At 67.8% G+C, this 23,549-nt stretch carries 15 protein-coding genes; 7 read left to right on the top strand and 8 right to left on the bottom strand.

Translation table 11 applies throughout. From position 1 onward, the window contains the following. Nucleotides 1–451: glycerophosphodiester phosphodiesterase (locus tag A5694_RS18910; protein ID WP_267887757.1), on the top strand; the 451-nt coding region annotated here is incomplete at its 5' end. Here the strand turns inward: A5694_RS18910 and A5694_RS18905 are convergent. Genes A5694_RS18905 through kstR form a run of 3 tightly spaced genes read right to left on the bottom strand, consistent with a single transcriptional unit; the run spans nucleotide 448 to nucleotide 3,293 of the window. Continuing rightward, nucleotides 448–1,692, bottom strand: a complete 1,245-nt coding sequence (locus A5694_RS18905) for an SLC13 family permease (RefSeq protein ID WP_064923845.1) — start codon at nucleotides 1,690–1,692, stop codon at nucleotides 448–450. The two genes, A5694_RS18910 and A5694_RS18905, sit on opposite strands and share 4 nt — an antisense overlap. Beyond that, the gene (locus A5694_RS18900; RefSeq protein WP_064923842.1) at nucleotides 1,689–2,609 is read right to left on the bottom strand and encodes an MBL fold metallo-hydrolase; all 921 of its coding nucleotides are present in this window, start codon (nucleotides 2,607–2,609) and stop codon (nucleotides 1,689–1,691) included. The genes A5694_RS18905 and A5694_RS18900 overlap by 4 nt, the downstream gene beginning before the upstream one ends. Nucleotides 2,610–2,621: 12 nt before the next feature. After that, nucleotides 2,622–3,293: a cholesterol catabolism transcriptional regulator KstR gene (gene kstR, locus A5694_RS18895; protein ID WP_064923841.1), complete on the bottom strand. Its 672-nt coding sequence runs from the start codon at nucleotides 3,291–3,293 to the stop codon at nucleotides 2,622–2,624. 216 nt (nucleotides 3,294–3,509) lie between these two features. Between kstR and A5694_RS18890 the strand changes: the two genes are divergently transcribed. The 3 genes from A5694_RS18890 to glgB are packed head-to-tail and all read left to right on the top strand — an operon-like array spanning nucleotide 3,510 to nucleotide 10,038. Further along, on the top strand, nucleotides 3,510–5,630 hold the full coding sequence (locus tag A5694_RS18890; protein ID WP_064923840.1) for an acyl-CoA dehydrogenase: 2,121 nt from the start codon (nucleotides 3,510–3,512) through the stop codon (nucleotides 5,628–5,630). Between the two features lie 57 nt (nucleotides 5,631–5,687). Next, entirely contained in the window at nucleotides 5,688–7,805 is a 2,118-nt protein-coding gene (locus A5694_RS18885; protein WP_064923839.1) for an alpha-1,4-glucan--maltose-1-phosphate maltosyltransferase, read from the top strand. Nucleotides 7,806–7,812: 7 nt separating this feature from the next. Continuing rightward, the gene (glgB, locus tag A5694_RS18880) at nucleotides 7,813–10,038 is read left to right on the top strand and encodes a 1,4-alpha-glucan branching protein GlgB (RefSeq protein WP_064923844.1); all 2,226 of its coding nucleotides are present in this window, start codon (nucleotides 7,813–7,815) and stop codon (nucleotides 10,036–10,038) included. 40 nt (nucleotides 10,039–10,078) lie between these two features. On the opposite strand, the gene A5694_RS18875 is transcribed toward glgB, so the two are convergent. From A5694_RS18875 to malQ, 3 genes are read right to left on the bottom strand one after another with little or no spacing between them, the layout of a single operon-like run. Continuing rightward, nucleotides 10,079–11,434 carry a maltokinase N-terminal cap-like domain-containing protein gene (locus tag A5694_RS18875; RefSeq protein WP_064923838.1) on the bottom strand — a complete coding sequence of 452 codons (1,356 nt, stop codon included), beginning with the start codon at nucleotides 11,432–11,434 and terminating at the stop codon, nucleotides 10,079–10,081. Next, a complete protein-coding gene (gene treS / locus A5694_RS18870) occupies nucleotides 11,431–13,221 on the bottom strand; it encodes a maltose alpha-D-glucosyltransferase (RefSeq protein WP_064923837.1) in 1,791 nt (596 codons plus the stop codon). The genes A5694_RS18875 and treS overlap by 4 nt, the downstream gene beginning before the upstream one ends. 30 nt (nucleotides 13,222–13,251) lie before the next feature. Continuing rightward, a complete protein-coding gene (malQ, locus tag A5694_RS18865; RefSeq protein WP_109535752.1) occupies nucleotides 13,252–15,276 on the bottom strand; it encodes a 4-alpha-glucanotransferase in 2,025 nt (674 codons plus the stop codon). A gap of 161 nt (nucleotides 15,277–15,437) precedes the next feature. On the opposite strand from malQ, the gene glgX reads away from it, so the two are divergent. From glgX to treZ, 3 genes are read left to right on the top strand one after another with little or no spacing between them, the layout of a single operon-like run. Continuing rightward, entirely contained in the window at nucleotides 15,438–17,636 is a 2,199-nt protein-coding gene (glgX, locus tag A5694_RS18860; protein WP_064923836.1) for a glycogen debranching protein GlgX, read from the top strand. A gap of 3 nt (nucleotides 17,637–17,639) precedes the next feature. Next, entirely contained in the window at nucleotides 17,640–19,937 is a 2,298-nt protein-coding gene (gene treY / locus A5694_RS18855; RefSeq protein ID WP_064923835.1) for a malto-oligosyltrehalose synthase, read from the top strand. Next, nucleotides 19,930–21,654, top strand: coding sequence for a malto-oligosyltrehalose trehalohydrolase (gene treZ / locus A5694_RS18850; RefSeq protein WP_064923834.1), 1,725 nt, complete (start codon nucleotides 19,930–19,932; stop codon nucleotides 21,652–21,654). The genes treY and treZ overlap by 8 nt, the downstream gene beginning before the upstream one ends. Nucleotides 21,655–21,663: 9 nt before the next feature. Here treZ and A5694_RS18845 read toward each other — a convergent pair whose 3' ends face one another. Together A5694_RS18845 and A5694_RS18840 are read right to left on the bottom strand one after the other, a co-directional pair. After that, entirely contained in the window at nucleotides 21,664–22,221 is a 558-nt protein-coding gene (locus A5694_RS18845) for a hypothetical protein (RefSeq protein WP_064923833.1), read from the bottom strand. 23 nt (nucleotides 22,222–22,244) lie between these two features. Beyond that, entirely contained in the window at nucleotides 22,245–23,339 is a 1,095-nt protein-coding gene (locus tag A5694_RS18840; RefSeq protein ID WP_109535753.1) for a ferredoxin--NADP reductase, read from the bottom strand. Nucleotides 23,340–23,549: the final 210 nt, after the last annotated feature.

Raw genomic sequence — 23,549 nt, 5'->3', positions numbered from 1 at the left:
CGAAGTGCGGTACAACATCGAGACCAAGGTCGATGCCGAGAGCCCACAACAGCTCGTCGATGTCGTGCTGGCGGCGGTGCGGGCCGGCGGCAAGCTGGATGTGGTCGCGATCCAGAGCTTCGACTGGCGTGCCCTGCCGCTGGTGCGCGCCGCTGCGCCCGCGGTTCCCCTTGTCGCGCTATGGGAATACGGATCGGATCCGATCGCCGGGGCGGCGGCCGCCGGCGCTGATACCGTATCCCCGGTCTACTCGGTGGTGGATCGGGCATTCGTCGAGCGGGCACACCGGGCGGGGCTCAAGGTGATCCCGTGGACGGTCAACGACGTTGAGACCATGCGCGCGCTGATCGACTCGGGCGTCGAGGGTCTCATCACCGACTACCCGGCAAGGCTGCGTGCCGTCATGGCCGAACTCGGCATGCCGCTGCCGCCGGCCTATCGGCGAGGCTAGGCGCCCAACAGCCGGGCGCCGGCCCACAAGGCCAACACCGCCGCCGCCAGCGACACGGGAACCGTGCACAAGCCCAGCCGGGTGTACTCGCCGACGCCGGCCGGAACCCGATACCTGCGCAGCACCCGGCGCCACAGCAGGTTCGACAGCGAGCCGGCGTAGGTCAGGTTGGGTCCGATGTTGACCCCGATCAACACGGCCAGCACCGGCACCGGGCCGGCCGGTGCCACCAGCGGCGTCAGCACCAGCGTGGCGGGCAGATTGTTGACCACATTGGCCAACACCGCGGCCACCGCCGCGATACCCAACAGCGCCACCAGCCCCGAGCCTGCCGGCAACACGGTGCCCATCCGGTCACCGAGCCCGTTGTCGACCACAGCGCGCACCACCACGCCCAAGGCCAGCACGAACACCAGGAAACCCACATTGGCGGCCCGCAGGATGCCGGCCGGGGTGCTGCGCCGCAGCGCCAAACCGCGTACGGCCAACACGACTGCCCCGGCGACGGCCGCCCACGCCGGGGCGGCACCGAAGGTCTCGGCGACCACGAAACCGGCCAGCGTCAGGCCCAGCACCACCAGTACGAACACCGGTACCGGCGGCGGCGGGCCGGCGTGGCGGTGCTCCGGTGCCGCGCGCAGGTCGGCGCGGAAGAACCACCGGAAGATCAGGTAGACCACCGCCGTCGCGGCCAGCCACGGTGCCGCCATGAGCGCGGTGAACCTCACGAAGGACAAGCCGGCCTCGTGGAACGCCAGCAGGTTGGTCAAGTTGGACACCGGCAGCAGCAGCGACGCGGTGTTGGCCAGGTGCGCGGTCGCATACGCGTGCGGGCGCATCGGTGCCTGCCGCCGGCGGGCCATCATCAGCACCACCGGGGTCAGCAGCACCACCGTGGCGTCCAGGCTCAGCACCGCGGTCAGACCGGCAGCGATGACAAAGACCCGGCGCAGCAGATGGTGCGGCGGCCCGATGTCGGCGCGTGCCATGGCCGCGCCGGCGGCCTCGAACAGGCTCTCGTCGTCGCAGAGCTGCGCCAGCACCAGCACGGCACCCAGGAACGCGACGACACGCAGCAGGGTGGCCGCTTCGGCGGCCGCGTCGTGCACCGAGATCGCGCCGGTCGCAACCAGGACGGCAGCGGCCGGCACCGCCGCGAACACCTCGGGCCAGCCGCGGGGCCGGGCCACCGCGAAGCCCAGCACCACGGCGAGCAGCAGCAGCGCAAGGGCCGGCTTCAGGTCCACGGGTCTTCGCGCTGCCACACCGTGGGCAGGTGCAGGGCGACGCCGTCAGTCTCGGCCAACTCGCTGAGAATCCGCATCGAGACATCCAAGTCATCGCCGGCATACGGTAACGCGCGCAACGGCTTTGACAGCGGCCGGAAGAAGTCGTCCCAGTGGGTCAACACCACAGTCTTGGCGCCGACCGCGCGCACCGTCTCCGACCAGTAGTCCACCAGGTAGCGGCGGGGCTGCAAACCGAGCTGGCCCACACCCAGATACACCACCTCTGCGCGCTGCCCGGCCAGTGCGCCGGGGATGAAGCCGGCGCTGCCGACGATCAACAGGCTTCGGCCGGTGGGCCGGTGCGAAACCAGCACCGACCACGCCTCACCGCACTTGTACGCCCCAGTCGGCGCCGGCGGTGTGACCGGTGCGGTGATCCGTCCGGGATAGCGGTCCGGCGGGCAATGCCGTGACTCGAGCAGGGTGACGTCGTAGGAGCCCAACGTGAGCGGCCGGCCCGGGGTGGCGATGACGAGACGGTCTTCGGCCAGGCCATGGCCGCGTCCGACGTTGGCTGCCGACTCCCCGCCGACCAACACCGCGCCGGTGCGGTCGGCGACCACCGCCGAATCCAGCACGTGGTCGAAGTGGGTGTGGACCGCGATGACCGCCGCCAGCTGCTGCACGCCGACGCGGGCCAGGCAGCCGTCGATGCGGGCCGGCGACGGCGCCAGCTTGCCGAGCGCCACCCGAAACAGGCCCGGCCGGGAGAAGAAGCCGTCGGTCATCAACGCCGATGACCCGTCGTCGATCAGCATGCTGGACACCCCGAGCCACGTCACCGACAACGGTGTATCCGGCGCCGCGGCCGGGACGGTGAACCGGTGCGCATACCCGCCGAGGTCGGGGCGGCCGGGCTTGAGGCGCATCGGGGCGTCGGGTTAGACCTTGGGGCTGTCGTCGTCGCCGATCAGCAACCGGACTGCCAGATCCAGCCGGGTGCTGAAGTCGGTGGCCGACGCCCGCCGGGTCAGCCAGGCGAGCAGGTTGGACAACCAGACATCCGAGATCACCCGCGAGATGTGGTACTGCTCCTCGGTCGGTTCGCCGTCGCTCATCGCCCCGGCGAACATCGAGTCGATCAGTTTCTGGACGTGGTCGACCTCACCGGCCGCCGACGCGTCGGCGAAGACGTACGCCCGGGTCATGGCTTCGGTGAGCAGCGGGTTGCGCTGCATGGCGCGGTTGAGCTTGTTGACCACCAGGTTGAGCCGCTGGTGCCGGGTCATTTCGGCGTAGGTCGCCGGATCGGTCTTGGTCTCCACGCGGGCGATCTCCCGGCCCATCGCCGAGACCAGCAGGTGGACCTTCGACGGGAAGTACCGGTACAAGGTGCCGACGGCCACGTCGGCGCGGTCGGCCACCGCACGCATCTGCACCGCGTCATAGCCGCCCTTGGAGGCGATCGCCAGCGTCGCATCCAGGATGCGCTTGCGGCGTTCGCGCTGCGCCTCGGAGCCGAGGTCGGATTCGGTCAGCACAGCCACGCTGGTGACCTCGCGGGGCTGGGTGCTCGACCCGCGGGCTGGATTGCTGTCGGCTGGTGACGACATGTGGTGGGCAGCTCCTTTGATCGGCCTACTCGCCAGTAACGATACGCATCGCGCAGCTGAATCTCTCACTCCCAACACGCACAGGATGCGACATGTCCTGCCACAACGGTTCGACTTGACGCTCGGGCGCTGGCACTATTAGAACACGTTCTAGTGAGCGGGGTGGACTTCCTCACTCGCGAAGTTCAACACCGTTATAACCCCGAGGAGCCCAGGGTGTCCGTGACTATCAACGACGAACAGCTCGCCGCTCGCGAGCTGGTGCGCGACTGGGCCGCCGCAGCCGGCACCGCCGAGGCGATCCGTGCGGTCGAACAGGGCCAACCCGACGCCTGGAAGCCGGTTTTCGCTCGCCTGGCCGACCTGGGCCTGTTCGGGGTGGCCGTACCCGAGGAGTACGGCGGCGCCGGTGGCCGGCTCGAAGACCTGTGTGCGATGGTCGACGAGGCCGCCAGGGCACTGGTTCCGGGGCCGGTCGCGACCACCGCGCTGGCCACCCTGGTGGTCACCGATGCGCCGCTGGCCGAGGCTCTGGCCGGCGGCGAACGTGTCGCCGGGGTCGCGATCGACGCCGACCTGCACCTCGACGTCGCGGGCGCGCAGGTGTCCGGCACCGCCGAACGGGTGCTGGGTGCGACCGCCGACGGGCTGCTGGTGCTGCCGGCCGGCGAGAACTGGGTGCTGGTGGACGCCGGTGCCGACGGGGTGCAGGTCGAGCCGCTGACCGCCACCGACTTCTCCCGGCCGCTGGCGAAGGTGACATTGACCGCCGCGCCGGCAGTGGTGCTCGAGTCGGGCGGCCGGGTGGAGAACCTGGTAGTCACGGTGCTGTCCGCGGAGGCGGCCGGCGTCGCCCGCTGGGCGCTGGACACCGCGGTCGAGTACGCCAAGGTGCGCGAGCAATTCGGCAAGCCGATCGGCAGTTTCCAGGCCGTCAAGCACCTGTGTGCCGAGATGCTGTGTCGGGCCGACCAGGCGGCGGTGGCCGCCAGTGATGCCGCGCGCGCCGCCGCCGACTCCGACGACCAACAGTTCGCGATCGCGGCCGCGGTAGCCGCCGCCATCTGCATCGACGCCGCCAAGGCCAACGCCAAGGACTGCATCCAGGTGCTCGGCGGCATCGGCATCACCTGGGAGCACGACGCACACCTGTACCTGCGCCGGGCCTACGGGATCGGCCAGGCCCTGGGCGGATCGGAGCGCTGGCTGCGCCGCACCGCCGCGCTGACCCGGGCCGGGGTGCGGCGCCGGCTGGAGGTCGACCTCGGCCAGGACGATGCGATGTCCGACGTGCGGACCGAGATCGCCGCGGAGGTGGCCCGCATCGCGGCGCTGCCCCTGGAGCAGCGCCAGGTGGCGCTGGCCGAGTCGGGCCTGCTGGCGCCGCACTGGCCGGCGCCGTACGGACGTGCGGCCGGTCCCGCCGAGCAGCTGGTGATCGATCAGGAACTCGCTGCGGCCGGCGTCCAACGCCCCGACCTGGTGGTCGGCTGGTGGGCGGCGCCGACCATTCTCGAGCACGGCACGCCCGAGCAGATCGAGCGGTTCATCCCGGCCACCCTGACCGGCGAGGTGTTCTGGTGCCAGCTGTTCTCCGAGCCGGGCGCCGGCTCGGATCTGGCGGCGCTGCGCACCAAGGCGGTGAAGGTCGACGGCGGCTGGCGCCTGACCGGGCAGAAGGTGTGGACCTCGCGGGCCCACGATTCGCAGTGGGGCGTGTGCCTGGCCAGAACAGACGCCGAAGCGCCCAAACACAAAGGCATCACCTACTTCCTGGTCGACATGGCCGCCGAGGGCATCGACATCCGGCCGCTGCGGGAGATCACCGGGGAGGCCCTGTTCAACGAGGTCTTCCTCGACGACGTGTTCGTTCCCGACGAGCTGGTGGTCGGCGGCGTCAACGACGGCTGGCGGCTGGCCCGCACCACGCTGGCCAACGAACGGGTCGCGATCGCCGGCGGCACCGCGCTGGGCAACCCGATGGAAGAACTGCTGAAAACCCTGGCGGATCGGGAACCGGACACCGCCAGCCAGGACCGGCTGGCCCGGCTGATCATCGCCGCGCAGGCGGGCTCGCTGCTGGATCAACGCATCGCCCAGCTCGCCGTCGGCGGCCAGGACCCCGGCTCGGAGTCCTCGGTGCGCAAACTGATCGGGGTGCGCTACCGCCAGGAGCTGGCCGAGTACCGGATGGACCTGACCGACGGGGCCGGCGCTGTGGCCGGCCGCGAGGTGCACGACTTCCTCAACACCCGTTGCCTGTCGATCGCCGGTGGCACCGAGCAGATCCTGCTCACCTTGGCTGCCGAACGGTTGCTGGGGCTGCCCCGGGGGTAGCTTTCCGTCGGCGCGGGTACCCACTCACCGAATCGCAGCCGACGAACGGAGGAGTGGGTGCCGGGCCGAATCGAGGTCGATGGCGTTACGCCGGTTGTGTCCTGCGGCAGGCATCCCGCCAAGGCGGTGGTCGGGGAGGTAGTGCCGGTCGCTGCCGACGTCTGGCGTGAGGGACACGAGGTCGTCGCGGCGACCCTGGCCGTGCGCTACCTGGGACCGGATTATCCGCAGCCGACCGGTTCATGCGGCGGTCCCAGCCTCGCCTCTCCTCCCTCGAGGCTCGCCGAACCACCGGGCATCCGCGCCGACAAGCAGAACCCCGTCGCCGTGGCGCCTCGGGCCAAACCGTTGCAGCTTCCGATGGCGACCGGTGCACAACCGTATGTGTTTCACGGCCAGTTCGTCCCGGACCGGGTCGGCTTGTGGGGGTTTCGGGTGGAGGGCTGGACCGATTCGATCCGCACGTGGCGCGATGCGGTGCTTGCGAAGCTGGACGTCGGGCAAGGCGAGGCCGAGCTGTCCAACGATCTGTTGAGCGGCGCGGAATTGTTCGACCGTGCCGCCGCGGGGATGCCCGCCCGCGAGCGTGAGCCGTTGCTGGCGGCTGCTGCGGCGCTGCGCGAACCCGGCGACCCGGCAACCCGCTCGGCGCCGGCGTTATCCGATGAGGTCTGCGAGCTGCTCGCCGCGCACCCCCTGCGTGACCAGCTCACTCGCGGCCAACAGTTTCACGTCTGGGTGGATCGACCGCTGGCCCGGTTCGGCGCCTGGTATGAGATGTTTCCCCGCTCCACCGGCGGGCGAGACGCCGCCGGCAATCCGGTGCACGGCACGCTCGCCACCGCGGCGGCGGCGTTACCGCGGATCGCCGAGATGGGATTCGATGTGGTGTATCTGCCGCCGATCCATCCGATCGGGAAGGTGCACCGAAAGGGCCGCAACAACAGCGCGGTCGCCGAACCGGGTGACGTCGGCTCGCCGTGGGCGATCGGCAGCGACGAAGGCGGCCATGACGCCGTGCATCCCGGGTTGGGCACGCTCGACGATTTCGACCGGTTCGTCGCCCGAGCAGGCGAACTCGGGTTGGAGGTCGCCCTGGATCTGGCGTTGCAGTGCGCTCCCGATCACCCGTGGGTCAACCAGCACCGCCAGTGGTTCACCGAGTTACCGGACGGGACGATCGCCTACGCGGAGAACCCGCCGAAGAAATATCAGGACATCTACCCGTTGAACTTCGACAACGACCCGGCCGGCTTGTATGCCGAGGTGCTGCGGGTGGTGCAGCACTGGATCGACCACGGGGTCAAGGTGTTTCGGGTCGACAATCCGCACACCAAACCGCCCGGCTTCTGGGCCTGGCTGATCGCGAAGATCAAGTCCGCCGATCCCGATGTATTGTTCTTGTCCGAGGCGTTCACTCCGCCGGTGCGCCAGTACGGCCTGGCCAAGCTCGGCTTCACCCAGTCCTACACCTACTTCACCTGGCGCACATCCAAGGCCGAACTGACCGAATTCGGCGAAGAGATCGCCGAGTTCGCTGATTTCCGCCGCCCGAATCTGTTCGTCAACACCCCCGACATCCTGCATGCCAGCCTGCAGCATCACGGCCCCGGCATGTTCGCGATCCGGTCGGTGCTGGCGGCGACGATGGGCCCCTCGTGGGGGGTGTACTCCGGCTATGAGTTGTTCGAACACCAGGCGCTGCACGAGGGAAGCGAAGAATACCTTCATTCGGAGAAGTACGAACTGCGGCCGCGTGATTTCGCCGCCGCGATGCGCGAGGGCAGATCGTTGGAGCCGTTCATCGCACGTCTCAACGCCATTCGCCGGCAACACCCCGCCCTGCAGCAACTGCGTACCTTGCGTTTTCATCACGTCGACAACGATGCGCTGCTGGCCTACAGCAAATTCGACCCGGTCACCGGCGACACCGTGCTGGTGGTGGTGACGCTCAACGCGTTCGCTGCCGAGGAGGCGACATTATCGCTGGACCTGCCGGCGTTGGGGATGGAGCCCTACGAGCGGTTCTGGGTGCGCGACGAGATCAGCGGGGAGGAATACCAGTGGGGGCAGGACAATTACGTCCGACTCGAGCCGAGCCGGGCGGTCGCCCATATCGTCAATATGCCGGTGATTCATGCCGACGCGCGAGCCAGCCTGGTGCATCGGAGGTGAGGACTCGATGACACGAAGCAAGCACACGCCCAGCCGTGGGCCGGCGGTGAAACCCGAGGACGTCGACCGGTTGCTGTCCGGCGCGCATCACGACCCGCATGCGATCCTCGGTGCCCACGACGACGGTGAACGCACCGTGATCCGCACGCTGCGGCCGGGCGCGGAGGCCGCGACGGTCTGGGTGGGTGGCGACCGGGTGCCGATGCAACACCTGGGTAACGGGTTGTTCGCCGCGACCTTGCCGTTTGCCGACCTGATCGACTACCGGCTGCAGATCGACTACCCCGGCGCCGCGGAGCCCCGGATCGTCGCCGACGGATACCGCTTCCTTCCCACGCTGGGCGAGATCGACCTGCACCTGTTCGGCGAGGGCCGCCACGAACGGCTATGGGAGGTGCTCGGCGCTCACCCCCGCACATTCACCACCCCGGACGGGACGGTGACCGGGGTGTCGTTCGCGGTGTGGGCGCCCAACGCCAAGGGGGTCGGTCTGATCAGTGACACCACCGGCTGGGACGGCATCGGTGCGCCGATGCGGGCACTGGGCTCTTCGGGTGTGTGGGAACTGTTCTGGCCGGGCTTCCCGATCGGCGGCTTGTACAAGTTCCGGATCCACGGCGCCGACGATATCGTCACCGAGCGGGCTGATCCGATGGCGTTCTCGGCCGAAACACCGCCGCAGACCGCCTCCCGCGTGACCATCAGCCGGCACATCTGGACCGACGGCGACTGGATGAGCCGCCGCGCTGCCGGGAACCCGCTGTTCGAAGCGATGAGCATTTACGAAGTTCACCTCGGATCCTGGCGTCCCGGCCTGAGTTACCGGCAGCTCGCCGCCGAGCTGACCGAATACGTGGTGGCACAAGGGTTCACCCACGTCGAACTTCTTCCGGTCGCCGAGCATCCGTTCGGCGGGTCATGGGGCTATCAGGTCACCTCCTACTACGCGCCGACGGCCCGGTTCGGCACGCCCGACGACTTCCGTGCGCTGGTCGACGCGCTGCACGGCGCCGGCATCGGCGTCATCGTCGACTGGGTGCCGGCGCACTTCCCGAAAGACGCCTGGGCGCTGGGCCGATTCGACGGCACCCCGCTCTACGAGCATGCCGACCCGCGACGTGGCGAACAACTCGACTGGGGCACCTACGTATTCGACTTCGGCCGCCCCGAGGTGCGCAACTTCCTGGTCGCCAACGCGCTGTACTGGCTCACCGAGTTCCACATCGACGGGCTACGCGTCGATGCGGTGGCCTCGATGCTCTACCTGGACTACTCGCGACCCGAGGGCGGGTGGACACCCAACATCTACGGCGGCCGAGAGAACCTGGAGGCGGTGCAGTTCCTGCAGGAGATGAACGCCACCGCACACAAGTCGGCGCCCGGTATCGCCACCATCGCCGAGGAATCGACCTCATGGCCGGGAGTTTCCCGGCCGACCAGCCTTGGCGGCCTGGGCTTTTCGATGAAGTGGAACATGGGCTGGATGCACGACACGCTTGCCTACCTCGGGCATGACCCGGTGCACCGCTCCTACCACCACCACGAGATGACCTTCTCAATGCTCTACGCCTACAGCGAGAACTTCGTGCTGCCGATCAGCCACGACGAAGTGGTACACGGCAAGGGCACGCTATGGAGCCGTATGCCCGGCGACGATCACGCCAAGGCCGCCGGGGTACGCACTCTGCTGGCCTACCAGTGGGCCCACCCCGGCAAGCAGCTGCTGTTCATGGGCCAGGAGTTCGGTCAGCGCGCGGAATGGTCCGAGGAGCGCGGATTGGACTGGTTCCAGCTCGAAGGCGAGGCGGCCGGATTCTCCGCCGGAATCCTGCGCCTGACACGCGATCTCAACACCGTCTACCGTGAACACCCCGCATTGTGGAGCCAAGACATCAGCCCGGCCGGCTATTCCTGGATCGACGCCAACGACTCGGCCAACAACGTACTGAGCTTCCTGCGTTACGGGGCGGACGGCTCCGTGCTGGCCGCGGTGTTCAACTTCTCCGGGGTGGCGCACACCGGCTACCACCTCGGCCTGCCGTTCGTCGGCCGGTGGCGCGAGCTACTCAACACCGATGCCGTCGACTACTGCGGCGGCGGCGCCGGCAACCTCGGTGGCGTGGACGCCGTCGACGAACCCCGCCACGGCCGGCCGGCCTCCGCGGTGCTGGTTCTGCCCCCGCTCTCGGCGCTGTGGCTGGAACCGGAAGCGCTCGCGATCACGCTGGGCTGATGGGCGTGACCCGCTTCGCCCGGCTCCGCCGCGCTCGCGATCACGCCGTGAGCTGGGTCAGTGCTCGCAGCGGAATCGGCAGCCACGCCGGCCGGTGCCGGGCTTCATAGCCGGCCTCATAGACCGCCTTGTCGAGTTCGTAGGCGGCCAGCAGCGCGGCGTAATCACGAGGGTCGGAACCGGATTCCGCGCCGTAGCCTTCGCAGAAGGCGCTGCGACAGCGGTCCAGCCATTCGCGGGCGCGGGTGGCCAGTTGCCGGTCTTGCCCGTCCCGCGACAGGTCGGCCAATTTCCCGTATGCGGCGTACTCATAGGAGCGCAGCACCCCCGCGACGTCCCGCAGCGGTGAATCGGGGTGGCGGCGCTCCGCCAACGGTGCACCCGGTTCGCCCTCGAAATCGATGAGCAGCCAACCGTTCGGGGTGCGCAGCACCTGGCCCAGATGCAAATCGCCGTGAACTCGCTGCACGGTGATCTTCTCCCCGGCCAACTCCTGGAATCGCGCTTCGATGGCGGCCACGTGCGGGCGCACTTCCGGCACCGTCGCCGCCGTCGCGGTCAACCGAGACAGCAGAGCCTGCGCCGGGAAGACCGCTTCGGATGTCCCCAGACTGTCAGCGAGGGCGCGGTGCACCGAGGCGACGGCTTCCCCGAGTCGATAAGACTCGCCGGCGAAGTCGCCACCGACTTCGTGGGCGTACAGGTCGGCTTCGGCGAATAGATCACGCACGCTGGCCGTTGCCATCGCCCAACCCTCGGCCGAGTTCGCCGCGTATTCGCTGACCATCCCCAGCGCGTAGGGCGCCGCGCGGGAGTCGCCGGGCAACTCGATCTGATAGGAGCCCAACAGTCGCGGTACGTGCGGATTGCCGGCCTGGCCCAGCGCCGAGTTCAACTCGATGTCGGGATTGATGCCTTCTTTGAGCCGGCGGAACACCTTGAGGACCACTTCCTCCTCGATGATCACGCTGGTGTTGCTCTGCTCGGCTTCCGATACCCGAGAATCCGCCCGGGCCGGCAGCGACACCCCTGCCTCCGGTGTGAAGCTGACGTCGCCGCGTTCGGCCGACGAATCGATCAGCGACAACAATGCCTGGACTGCCCCAGCGTCATACAGCGCGTCGTAGGCGGTGTGCCCACGGTGAGTTCCGATCGTCGCGATCTGGGCGTATTCCGGGGGCAGGTCGACATCCCAGCTGACCAGCACCTGGTAGCGCTCGGTGGGGCCTTCGGTGTAGGCGACGTCGATCAGCACCAGATCCAGCCCGTCACCCAACTCCACCACCAGGGTGGGGTCTGCGCCGGTCAGCTGCCGGTTACGCCCTGCGTACCAGCGTCGGGTCGGCAGCCATTCCGCCCACGGCAGGCCCGCTGGGTCGCCGGTGTCACGAGTCATGACATCTCCTCCTTTGGCCCGCACAGTTGAAACCAGTAGAAGCCGTGGCCGGGCAGGGTGAGCAGGTAGGGGAGCTTTCCGATCCGCGGAAACTCCACTGACCCAGTCAATTCCACCGGCGTGTGGCCATCCCAGTGCTGCAGATTCAGCTCGATGGGCTGGGGAAACCGCGACAGGTTGTTGACGCACAGGACCGTATTCCCGTCGTCACCCGGAATCTCCCGCACGTAGGCCAGCACCGACGGATTGGAGCCGCCCAGTTCGCGGAACTCGCCGAGGGCGAAGGCGTCGTACCGGCGCCGAACGGCGAGCATGGTGCGGGTCCAGTTGAGCAGAGACGTCGAAGTGTCGCGTTGTGCTTCGACATTGACCGACTGATGGCCGTAGACGGCGTCCTGAATGGGGGGCAGGTAGAGCCGGCCCGGATTCGCGGTGGAGAAACCGGCGTTGCGGTCGGGTGTCCACTGCATCGGGGTGCGCACCGCGTCGCGGTCACCCAGCCAGATGATGTCACCCATGCCGATCTCGTCACCGTAGTAGAGAATCGGCGAGCCGGGTAACGACAGCAACAGTGCGGTGAACAACTCGATCTGGTTGCGGTCCTTGTCCAGCAGCGGGGCCAGCCGGCGCCGAATCCCCACATTCGCCTTCATCCGCGGATCTTTCGCGTATTCGGCGTACATGTAGTCGCGCTCGTCGTCGGTGACCATCTCCAGCGTCAGCTCGTCGTGGTTGCGCAGGAAGATGCCCCACTGCGCCAGCTGGGGGATTGGTGGCGTCTGCGCCATGATCTCCGAAATCGGGAAGCGCGACTCGCGGCGTACCGCCATGAAAATGCGTGGCATCAACGGGAAGTGAAATGCCATGTGGCACTCATCCCCCCCGGTCGCGGGATCGCCGAAATACTCGACGACGTCGGTGGGCCATTGATTGGCCTCGGCCAGCAGCACCCGGCCCGGGAACTCGTCGTCGACGACCTTGCGGCAGCGTTTGAGGAAATCGTGTGTCTCGGGAAGGTTTTCGCAGTTGGTTCCTTCTCGCTCGAACAGGTAGGGCACCGCGTCCAACCGAAAACCGTCGATGCCCAGGTTCAGCCAGAACCGAAGCACGTCGAGCATCGCTTCCTGGACCGCGGGATTCTCGTAGTTCAGGTCGGGCTGATGCGAGAAGAACCGGTGCCAGTAGAACTGCCGGCGGACCGGATCGAACGTCCAGTTGGACTCCTCGGTGTCGACGAAGATGATCCGGGCTCCGGCGTAGCGCTCGCTGGTATCGCTCCACACGTAGTAGTCGCCGTAGGGACCCTCCGGGTCATGGCGCGACTGCTGAAACCAGGGATGGCTGTCGGAGGTGTGGTTCATCACCAGATCAGTGATGATCCGGATGCCGCGCCGGTGTGCGGCGTCGACCAGTTCGACGAAATCGTCGACCGTACCGAACTCCGGCAGCACTTTGTAGAAGTCCCGGATGTCGTAGCCGCCATCGCGCAGCGGCGAATCGTAGAACGGCGGCAGCCACAGGCAATCGACGCCGAGCCACTGCAGGTAGTCCAGTCGCTCGGTCAGGCCGCGCAGGTCACCGATGCCGTCCCCGTTGGAGTCGTAGAAGGCCCGGACCAGCACCTCATAGAACACCGCACGCTTGAACCAGACCGGGTCCGCCGGCGGGGCCGCGGCGTCGCCGAAGTCGTCGGCGGTGGGGTGCTCCACGACGCCGTCCTCGACATGGCTACCCGCTGCGGGGTCTGGGAGGTCTTGACCAAACTCGTCGTCAACGTCGGCGGCCATGTCTCGACTTGTACCCCATTCGGGACGCGATTACTTGACGGATGCTTGTTCGCGGCCGTGCCCGGCCGAGAACAACGCTACGGTGCGGGCGACTCTCGGGTCGGTGCGCAGCTGCTCAAGAGTCTCCGACAGCGGCAGCCGCCAGTTCGGATATTCATCGACGGTTCCCGGCAGATTGGGCTGACACGGGTCGGCCAGCACGTCGTAGGGGGAGACCAGTTTGAGCCGGCTCGGGGTGGCCGCCAGGAAGCGGTGCATGGCGGCGATGATCTTCTCGCTGTCGCCGGTGCCTTGGCCTTCACCGGGCTCAAGCAGGCCTTCGGACCTCAACAGCGCCAGCCACTCGGCGCGTTCCTTGTCCGCGGCCGCTTGTGCGGCGGCCACGTCGTCGAGCAGTCCCCGCTCGGCGCGTGCCCGCACGTGCTCGGCGCCCAAGAATCCGGCGGCGGTGGGCAGGTCGTGGGTGGAGATGCTGGCGGCGACCGGAGCCGGCCATTTCGCGGCCGGAAGCAACGGCTGGCCGGGTGCTGATTCGTCGCGGGTGAACCAGGAGACCGCGCACCCCAGCATCCCGTTGTCGGCCAGTGCCCGGGTGACTTCCGGTTCGACGGTGCCCAGGTCTTCGCCGATGACGACGGCATTGGCGCGATGGGCCTCCAGCGCCAACACCGCGAGCATGACATCGTCGTCGTAGTGCACGTAGGTGCCGCGCTCGGGACCCTCACCGGGCGGGATCCACCACAACCGCCATAACCCGGCGACGTGATCGATCCGCACCCCGTCGGCGTGGGCCAGGACGGCCCGCAACATGTCGCGCAGCGCGCTGTAGCCGGTGGCGGCCAGCCGGTCCGGCCGCCAGGGCGGTAGCCCCCAGTCCTGGCCGAGCGGGCTGAACGTATCCGGCGGCGCCCCGACGCTCGCTGCACCGGCCAGCACGTCGGCCAGCGCCCAGGCGTCCGCGCCGTCGGCGTCGACGCCCACGGCCAAGTCGTGCAGCACCCCCAGCGCCATGCCCGAGCCGTGTGCGGCGGCCTGCACCGCCAGCAGCTGCTCGGCGCAGCGCTGCTGCACCCAGGCATGAAACGCGACCCGCGGGGCGAGGTCGCGCCGCGCCGCTGCCACCGCGGGGCCGGCCGCGTCGTGCAGCGGCGCCGGCCACGCCGTCCACCGAGCGCCATGGCGCTCGGCCAGCGCGCAGTAGGTCGACCAGTCCCGCAACGCCGCGCCGGCCGGCGACTCGTCCAGTGGGCAGGGGCGGCCCTCTGCCCGCCAAAGCAACTCCAGCGCCGCGCGTTTAGCCGCCCAGACCAGGTCGTAGTCGATTCGCGCGGTGTCCGCAGCGACCCGCAGCGCATCGACTTCCGCTCGGGTGTCCGGGTCGGCGCGCCGATACGCGTCGAGGTCGCCGATGCACAGCGCCAGCGGGTTGGCGAACCGCCGGCTCGACGGCGTGTACGGCGACGGCTGCACCGGATGCGTCGGCCCGGGGGCGTGCAGCGGGTTGAGCAGCACCGCCCCGGCTGCGTGCTCGGCGGCAGTCCACGTCACCCAGTCCCGCAGATCGGCCAGATCGCCGACGCCCCACGAGCGGGCGGACCGCAACGCGTACAACTGCAGCATCCAGCCCCAGGTCGCGGGCGCCGACGGGACCTGAGCCGGGGCCGCCACCAGGGTGATCTGCTGGTCGTTGCGCAGCGCAAGTTGATACCACCCCGGCCTCAGGCCGGCCGGCAGTTCATCGCGCACCGCGATACGCTCGCCGTCCTCGCCCGCCAGGGCAACGGCCCCGGGAAACGGGAGCGGCCCACCGGTGACCCGTACCGCGGCCGTCGGAGGCGATATACCCGCGTGCTCGCGTTCTGCGAGCCTCTTCAACTCGCCACGGCGGTCGGTTGTGCTGCGGGCCTCGACCTCGAGCAGCCGCAGCACTCGGATCACGACGTCGGCATCGACGTGCACCACCTCGCGACGCTCGTTGCGGTAGGCGGTGGCAACACCGTGTGCCGCGGCCAGCCGGCGCAGGTCGTCGGGCACGGGTTCGGGCGAGCTGGTCACGACAACGGCTATACCCGCCTCGGCCGTCGGCGAAAGCGGCGGTCTGTGGTGCGCTGACCGTAGTGTCGTAGGCAGCGATAGTTTGACCGCCCGACAGGCGGGTAGCCACACCCCGGCCGAAGGTGTCGAACTATCGAAAGTCCTGACGAGATTGGGTGAACATGGGCATTACCCGAGATCCGGCAAGGGATGGCACCGGTGTCAGGGAGCCAGCCGATACCCCACCGACGTCGCCCACCAGCTGGCCGGGCAACAGCGCGCCGCTGGGCGCCGCCTACGACGGCGGAGGAACCAATTTCGCGCTGTTCTCCGAGATCGCCGAGAAGGTCGACCTGTGCCTGATCGACGAGAGCGGTGACCAGACCTGTATCCCGCTCGAGGAAGTGGACGGGTACGTCTGGCACGCCTACCTGCCGACGGTGTCCCCGGGGCAGCATTACGGCTACCGGGTGCACGGACCGTTCGACCCGCCGGCCGGACACCGCTGCGATTCCAGCAAGCTGTTGCTCGACCCGTACGGCCGCGCGTTCGCCGGCGACTTCGACTTTTCTCAGGCGCTGTTCTCCTACGACATGGCAGCCGGTGACGACCCACCGCGAGCCGAAACCCTGCCGAGAGTCGATTCGCTCGGACACACCATGACCAGCGTGGTGATCAACCCGTACTTCGACTGGGCAGCCGATCGGCCACCGAAGACGCCCTACAACGAGACGATCATCTACGAGACGCATGTCAAGGGCATGACCCAGACCCATCCGGGCATCCCGGAGGAGCTGCGCGGTACCTACGCCGGATTGGCTCACCCGGCCGTCATCGACCACCTCAAGGCGCTCAATGTCACGGCTATCGAGCTGATGCCGGTACACCAATTCATGCACGACGACCGCCTGTTGCAGCTGGGCCTGCGAAACTACTGGGGCTACAACACGTTCGGCTTCTTCGCCCCGCACAGCGCGTATGCGGCGAACCAGCAGCCGGGTGCAGCGGTCGCGGAATTCAAGACGATGGTGCGCACCTTCCACGAAGCCGGTATCGAGGTGATCCTCGATGTGGTCTACAACCACACCGCCGAAGGCAACCACCTCGGCCCGACCATCAACTTCCGGGGGATCGACAACGCCGCTTACTATCGGCTGGTCGACGACGACCGCAGCATGTATATGGATTACACCGGCACCGGAAACAGCCTCAACGCGCGCCACCCGCATGCACTGCAATTGATCATGGATTCACTGAGATACTGGGTGACCGAGATGCACGTCGACGGTTTCCGCTTCGACCTGGCATCGACATTGGCTCGCGAATTCTATGACGTCGACCGCCTTTCGGCTTTCTTCGACCTGATCCAGCAGGACCCGGTGGTCAGCCAGGTCAAGCTGATCGCCGAGCCGTGGGACGTCGGCGAAGGCGGTTACCAGGTCGGCAATTTCCCCGGCCTGTGGACCGAATGGAACGGAAAGTACCGCGACACCGTGCGTGATTACTGGCGCGGCGAGCCGGAGACGCTGGGCGAGTTCGCCTCTCGGCTCACGGGTTCGTCGGACCTGTATGAGGCCACCGGGCGCCGGCCCGGAGCCAGCATCAACTTCGTCGTCGCCCACGACGGATTCACGCTGCATGACCTGGTCTCCTACAACGAAAAACACAACGAGGCCAACGGTGACGACAACACCGACGGCGAGAGCCACAATCGGTCGTGGAACTGCGGTGTGGAAGGCCCCAGCGACGACCCGGACATCCTGGCACTACGGGCCCGCCAGATGCGCAACATCATGGCCACCCTGATGCTGTCCCAAGGCACCCCGATGATCGCCCACGGCGACGAAATGGGCCGCACCCAGCACGGCAACAACAACGCCTACTGCCAGGACTCCGAACTCGCCTGGATGGATTGGTCGCTGGCCGAGAAGAATTCCGATCTGCTGGCGTTCACCCGCCGGGTGACGCAGCTGCGAAAGGACCACCCGGTGTTTCGGCGTCGGCGGTTCTTTGAAGGACGCCCGGTCCGCCACGGTGACGAGATCGGTGACATCGCGTGGTTCACCCCGGCCGGCCAGGAGATGAGCCAAGACGATTGGGACAACGGCTTCGACAAGTGCATCATGGTGTTCCTCAACGGTGAGGCGATCCGCGAGCCCGATGTGCGCGGCCAACGGGTGGTGGATGACTCATTTGTACTGTGCTTCAATGCGCACGAGGAGACGGTCGGGTTCGCCGTTCCCGGAGGGGATTACGCGCAAGAGTGGACCGTCGAATTGGACACCGCCTCGCCGGTGTCCCCGGACGAACAGCCGGTGCAGGCCGGCGGCGAGATCCCGGTGCCGGCTCGTTCGCTGCTCGTCTTGCGGAAAGTGCGCTAACGCATGACGCGCCCGGTGCTGTCCACATATCGGTTACAGCTGCGGGGCCCGGAAAGCGGTTTCGCATTCACCTTCGCCGACGCCGAGCAGCTACTCGACTACTTCGACGAACTCGGAATCTCGCATCTTTACCTCTCACCGGTCATGACCGCGGTACGCGGGTCGGCGCATGGTTACGACGTCGTCGATCCGACGACGGTCTCTGCTGAACTCGGCGGTCCGCAGGGCCTGGCCCGACTGTCGGCGGCCGCACACGCCCGCGGAATCGGTCTGGTCATCGACATCGTGCCCAATCACGTCGGCGTGGCCCGGCCGGAGCAGAACCCGTGGTGGTGGGACGTGCTCAAGCACGGCCGGTCCTCGCCGTACTCGGCGTTCTTCGACATCGACTGGGAGCTCGGCGATGGCCGGATCATCCTGCCGGTGTTGGGATCCGACGCCGACGTCGCCGACCTGGCCGTCGACGGGGAGGTGCTGCGGTTGGGTGATCTCGTCTTTCCGATTGCTCCCGGGGCCGGAAGCGGTAGCGGTGCACAGGTCCACGACCGACAGCATTATCGGCTGGTCGGGTGGCGCAACGGCACGTGCGGGTACCGGCGCTTCTTTTCGATCACCTCGCTGGCCGGCCTGCGCCAAGAAGACCGGGCGGTCTTCGACGCCTGGCACGCCGAGCTGTCACGCTGGATCGACGCCCGTCTCATCGACGGCGTGCGGGTCGATCACCCGGACGGGCTGTCGGATCCGTGTGGATATCTGCAATGGCTGCGTACGCTGGTGGGTCCGGACGCCTGGATCGTCGTCGAAAAGATTCTGGCCGTGGACGAACCGCTGGAATCGACCATGCCGGTGGCCGGCTCCACCGGGTACGACGTCCTGCGGGAGATCGGCGGGCTGTTCATCGACCCGACTGGTGAGGCGGCGCTGACCGAGTTGTTTGAAACCGTCGGTGTCGACTATCGCGCGATGCCGATGTTGTTGATCGAACAGAAAGAGATCGCCGCTGCCGAGACGCTGGGCAGCGAGCTGGCGCGGCTGCGCCGTTGCATGGTGAACGCTACCGGTGCCGACCATCCGCTGCTATCGGAGGCCATCGTGGCACTGCTCGGTCAGGTCGGCGTCTATCGCAGTGACTACCCGGGCTTGGCGGCGCGGCTGCCCATGGCGCTGGCCGAAACCTGCGCAGAGAAACCCGAACTCGCCCAACCGCTTGAGCTGGTCGCTGCCGCGATCGCCGATGACCGCGAATCCGCGGTGCGGCTGCAACAGCTGTGCGGGGCGGTGACGGCCAAGGCAACCGAAGACTGCATGTTCTACCGTGACGCACGGCTGGTATCGCTCAACGAAGTCGGCGGGGACCCGCAACGTTTCGGCGTGGGGGCCGCCGAGTTTCATCAGCGGGCCGCTACCAGGGCTCGACGCTGGCCGCACACCATGACCACCCTGTCCACGCACGACACCAAACGCGGCGAGGACGTGCGGGCCCGCATCGGCGTGCTGTCGCAGGTGCCGTCGTTATGGGCCGAGTTCGTCGCCCGTTGGGAGTCCAGTGTCCCATCGCCTGATCTGGCTACCGGGCTCTTCCTGTGGCAGAACATCTTCGGGGTGTGGCCTGTCGACGGCCGGGTCAACACCGCACTGCGCGAGCGGCTGCACGCGTATGCCGAAAAGGCCGTGCGCGAAGCGGCTCGACGCACCTCGTGGCACGACCCCGACACCGAGTTCGAGGCCGCGGTCCACCGTTGGCTCGACGGCATACTCGACGGGCCCGTCGCGCAGCAACTGACCGAGCTCGTCACCGAACTGCGTCCGCACATCGAAACCGACATCCTGGGCCAAAAGCTCTTGGCGTTGACCGTTCCCGGCATCCCCGACGTTTATCAGGGCACCGAACTGTTCGACGACAGCCTGGTCGACCCGGACAACCGACGGCCGGTCGACTACGCCGCGCGCCGCGAGGCGCTCACCTCCTTACGGGACCCGAAAATGCGGGTGGTCGCGGCAGCGCTGCGCATGCGGCGGGCGCGTCCCGACACCTTCCTGCACGGCGGTTATCACCCCATCCCGGCGTCGGGCCCGGCCGCCGAACATGTCGTCGCGTTCGGCCGGGGCGAGGACGTGGTGGTGGCGGTCAGCCGTTGGACGGTGCGCCTGCCCGAGAGCGGCTGGCGCGGTACTGGCGTTGCGCTGCCGGCGGGCATCTGGACCGACGCCCTCTCCGGCGGGCGACACAGTGGACCGGTGCGGGCCGCCGAGCTGTTCGCCGAACTACCCGTGGCCCTGCTGGAGCGGGTCGATGACTGACTTCGCCGTCTGGGCGCCCACGCCGGCCGTCGTCGCCCTCGATGTCGACGGGGTGTCGCACCCGATGAACCGTGGCCGAGACGGGTGGTGGCACACAACGCTGGAGGTGGCGCCGGATGCCCGCTACGGGTATCTACTCGACGACGACCCGCAGGTCCTTCCGGATCCCCGGTCGGCGCGCCAGCCCGACGGCGTGCATGCGCGTTCCGCGTTATGGGACGACATCGGGCTCACCTGGACCGACGACAACTGGGCGGGGCGCGGCGTCGAGGGTGCGGTGATCTACGAGCTGCACATCGGCACCTTCACCCCGGCCGGGACCTTCGATTCCGCCATCGAGAAGCTGGACCACCTGGTCGGTCTGGGCGTCGACTTCGTGGAACTGATGCCGGTCAATGCGTTCTCCGGGACCCACGGCTGGGGATACGACGGCGTGCTGTGGTACGCGGTGCATGAGCCCTACGGCGGCCCAGATGGGCTGGCGCGCTTCATCGATGCCTGTCACGGCCGCGGCCTGGGTGTGCTGATCGACGCCGTCTTCAACCACTTCGGCCCGTCCGGGAACTACCTGCCGCGCTTCGGGCCGTACCTGGCCGAAGCGCGCAACCCGTGGGGCAATGCCGTCAACATCGACGGCCCGGACTCCGACGAGGTCCGCCGCTACATCATCGATTGCGCGCTGCGCTGGATGCGGGTCTTCCACGCCGACGGGCTACGGCTGGACGCCGTGCACGCGCTGGTGGACACCACCGCGATCCACATTCTCGAAGAGCTGGCCGCCGAAACCGACGCGCTCGCCACACAATTGGGCCGCCCGCTGTCGCTGATCGCCGAAAGCGACCGCAATGATCCGCGCACCATCACCCGGCGCCAAGACGGGGGCTACGGGATCACCGCGCAATGGGATGACGACATCCATCACGCCATTCACACCGCGGTGTCCGGCGAGCGGCAGGGTTACTACGCTGATTTCGGCAGCATGGCGACCCTGGCGACCACGTTGCGCAACGGGTTCTTCCACGCGGGCACTTATTCGTCGTTTCGGCGCCGGCGGCACGGCCGTCCGCTGCCGATCGCGCAGATTCCAGCCACCCGGCTGTTGGCCTATACCTGCACGCACGATCAGGTCGGCAACCGGGCCCTGGGGGATCGCCCATCGCAGAACCTGGCGGCCGGGCAGCTCGCGGTCAAAGCGGCGCTGGTGCTTTTCTCACCCTACACCGCAATGCTTTTCATGGGAGAGGAATGGGGTGCGCTTACCCCCTTCCAGTTCTTCAGCTCGCATGAGGACCCGCAGATCGCCCGCGCCACCGCCGAAGGCCGCAAAGCCGAGTTCGCCGAGCACGGCTGGGACGCCGCCGAGATTCCGGACCCGCAGGACCCGGCGACCTTCCAGCGGTCGAAGCTGGACTGGGACGAGGTCGCCGGGCCGGGGCATCTGCAACTGCTCGGGGTCTACTACGCGCTGATCCGGCTACGCAGCGACGCGGATCTGGCCGATCCGTGGTTGGGCGACTTGCAGGTCGACTACGACGAGGACCAGCGATGGATCACCATGCGCCGCGGCCGACTTGTGCTCGCCTGCAACCTGAATGACGCCCCGGTCAGTGTGCCGGCGTCCGGCGAGGTGGTGCTGGCCTGGGGCGCACCGCGGTTCGACGAGGAAATAATGCAGGTGCCCGGGCAATCGTTCGTGGTGCTGCGAACTGCCGGCTGAGGCCGGGTGTCAGAACACCGTCTGCGCGCAGGTGGACGGCGTGGTCAGGTTGACCCCGCTGTAGACCACCTGCACATGGGTGCAGACGATCACATTGGCATCGGTCTTGGGCCGGCCGGTGGAGTACTCGAGCACGTCGATGCTGCCGTTGGTCTGGTACTTCTCCGGCGGCCCTTCGCCGAAGTACATCGACTGGATCACCGCCCCGGTGCCGTCTTTGAACACCTTCGTTCCGGGGCCGCCGCGGTCTTTGAACCAGCCCTCCCCGCCGTCGGTGTGCACATCCAGGTAGGCCGTCCGCTTCGACGAGCGGATCTCGGTGCTCTGGCGGGCCCACAGGTCGGGCGGGAACCCGGTCATGCCGTCCGGCGTCTGCAGTTGCACCCCGACGGTGAACCGGCACAGCGGCGGGGCGGCGCAGTCGACCCAGCTGTGGGTCTGCAGTTGATCAAACTCGTTCACCGGGAACAACGAGGTCTTGGTGTCACTGGCCGCCGACGCTGGTGCGGGCGGGATCAGCACGGCCAGCAGCGTCAACGCCGCCGGCATCATCAGCAACCGCTTCATGTCGCACCAACCTAGACCCGAGATCACTCGTCGTAGGTTACTTCCACCGAATCCGTCTCCGGATGGGCCTGGCAGGCCAGGACCAGGCCCTCGGCGAGGTCCTGCGGCTCCAACACGTCGTTGACCTCCATGGTGACCTTGCCGTTCTTGAGAACGCAGGCGCAGGCGCCGCAGTGCCCCTCCCGGCAGGAGAACGGGGCGTCGAGACCCTTGTCGAGCAGCAAGTCCAGCAGCTTCACGTGGCGGGGCCATTCCACCTCATGGGTCTCGCCGTCGAGTTCCACGGTGACGGTCGCGGGCGGCTGGGCGGCCCCCTCGGCCCCTTCGGGGGCATCGGTGATCTTGACCGCGGCGAATGGATCGCTGTCCAGCGACTTGAACACCTCGAGGTGGACTTGCTCGGCTGGGACGTTCAAGGCCTCCAGGGCGTCGCGGGAAGCCTGCATGAACGGGCCCGGACCGCAGATGAAGGCCTGGCGGTCGGTGTAGGGGCCGGCCAGCTGTGCCAGCGCGGCGGTGCTCGGCAAGCCCTGCACCGACTCCAGCCAGTGCACGACCGTCAGCCGGTCGGGGTACTTGGCGGCCAATTCGCGCAGCGCGGCGGCGAAGATCACCGAACGCTCGTCGCGGTTGGCATAGACCAGGGTCACCTGGCCGCTGCCCTGCGACAGCGCCGATTTGCAGATCGCCATCATCGGGGTGATCCCGCTGCCGGCGGCCAGCAGCAGGAAATCGGTGTCCAGTGACTTGGGCACGAAGGTGCCCGACGGCGCCAGCACGTGGACCCGCATTCCCGGGTGGGCATGGTCGCACAGCCAGTTCGACGCGTAGCCGTCCGCGGTCCGTTTGACGGTCACGGTCAGCGCGTCGTCGGTGAACGGGGAGCTGCACAGCGAGTAGCAGCGGGCCACCGAGCCGGTGCGATCGCTGGGGATCCGCAGCGTCAGGAACTGGCCGGGCGAGTACTTCAGCCGCTGCGCCGGGATCTCCGGATCGTCGGGCCCGTCCGGCACGCCGAACACCAGCGAGCACGCGTCGTCGGTCTCGGCGACGACTTGGGTGATCTGCAATTCCAGGACGTGACTACCCAGTGGTTCGTCCGGAATGGTCTCCGCCACAGCCCGCCCCTCATCGTTGGTCATAACTAGAACAGGTTACAGAAAACCGGCCCGGTATCGCTACCAGCCGCAGGAACACCCCGCTCGACACAAATCGGAACGTGTTCTAATCTCACTCTAGGCTGGTTGAAAAACCGGGCCGCTAACCTGCTCACTCCTGGGAGGCAATCTAGTGACGTCCATTCAACAGCGTGACGCCCAGTCGGTGCT

The sequence above is a fragment of the Mycolicibacter sinensis genome (genome assembly GCF_001667945.1).
GTDB classification, from domain to species: domain Bacteria; phylum Actinomycetota; class Actinomycetes; order Mycobacteriales; family Mycobacteriaceae; genus Mycobacterium; species Mycobacterium sinense_B.
The sequence above is the reverse complement of the archived record's forward strand: the minus strand, read 5'-3'. Positions and strand labels throughout refer to the sequence as shown.

What these genes read in the sequence shown, in the direction of transcription:
- A5694_RS18900 (WP_064923842.1), bottom strand. Translation starts at nt 2,609, where the DNA reads ATGCGCCTCAAGCCCGGCCGCCCCGACCTCGGCGGGTATGCGCACCGG.
- kstR (WP_064923841.1), bottom strand. Translation starts at nt 3,293, where the DNA reads ATGTCGTCACCAGCCGACAGCAATCCAGCCCGCGGGTCGAGCACCCAG.
- glgB (WP_064923844.1), top strand. Translation starts at nt 7,813, where the DNA reads ATGACACGAAGCAAGCACACGCCCAGCCGTGGGCCGGCGGTGAAACCC.
- A5694_RS18875 (WP_064923838.1), bottom strand. Translation starts at nt 11,434, where the DNA reads ATGACTCGTGACACCGGCGACCCAGCGGGCCTGCCGTGGGCGGAATGG.
- treS (WP_064923837.1), bottom strand. Translation starts at nt 13,221, where the DNA reads ATGGCCGCCGACGTTGACGACGAGTTTGGTCAAGACCTCCCAGACCCC.
- glgX (WP_064923836.1), top strand. Translation starts at nt 15,438, where the DNA reads ATGGGCATTACCCGAGATCCGGCAAGGGATGGCACCGGTGTCAGGGAG.
- treY (WP_064923835.1), top strand. Translation starts at nt 17,640, where the DNA reads ATGACGCGCCCGGTGCTGTCCACATATCGGTTACAGCTGCGGGGCCCG.
- treZ (WP_064923834.1), top strand. Translation starts at nt 19,930, where the DNA reads ATGACTGACTTCGCCGTCTGGGCGCCCACGCCGGCCGTCGTCGCCCTC.
- A5694_RS18845 (WP_064923833.1), bottom strand. Translation starts at nt 22,221, where the DNA reads ATGAAGCGGTTGCTGATGATGCCGGCGGCGTTGACGCTGCTGGCCGTG.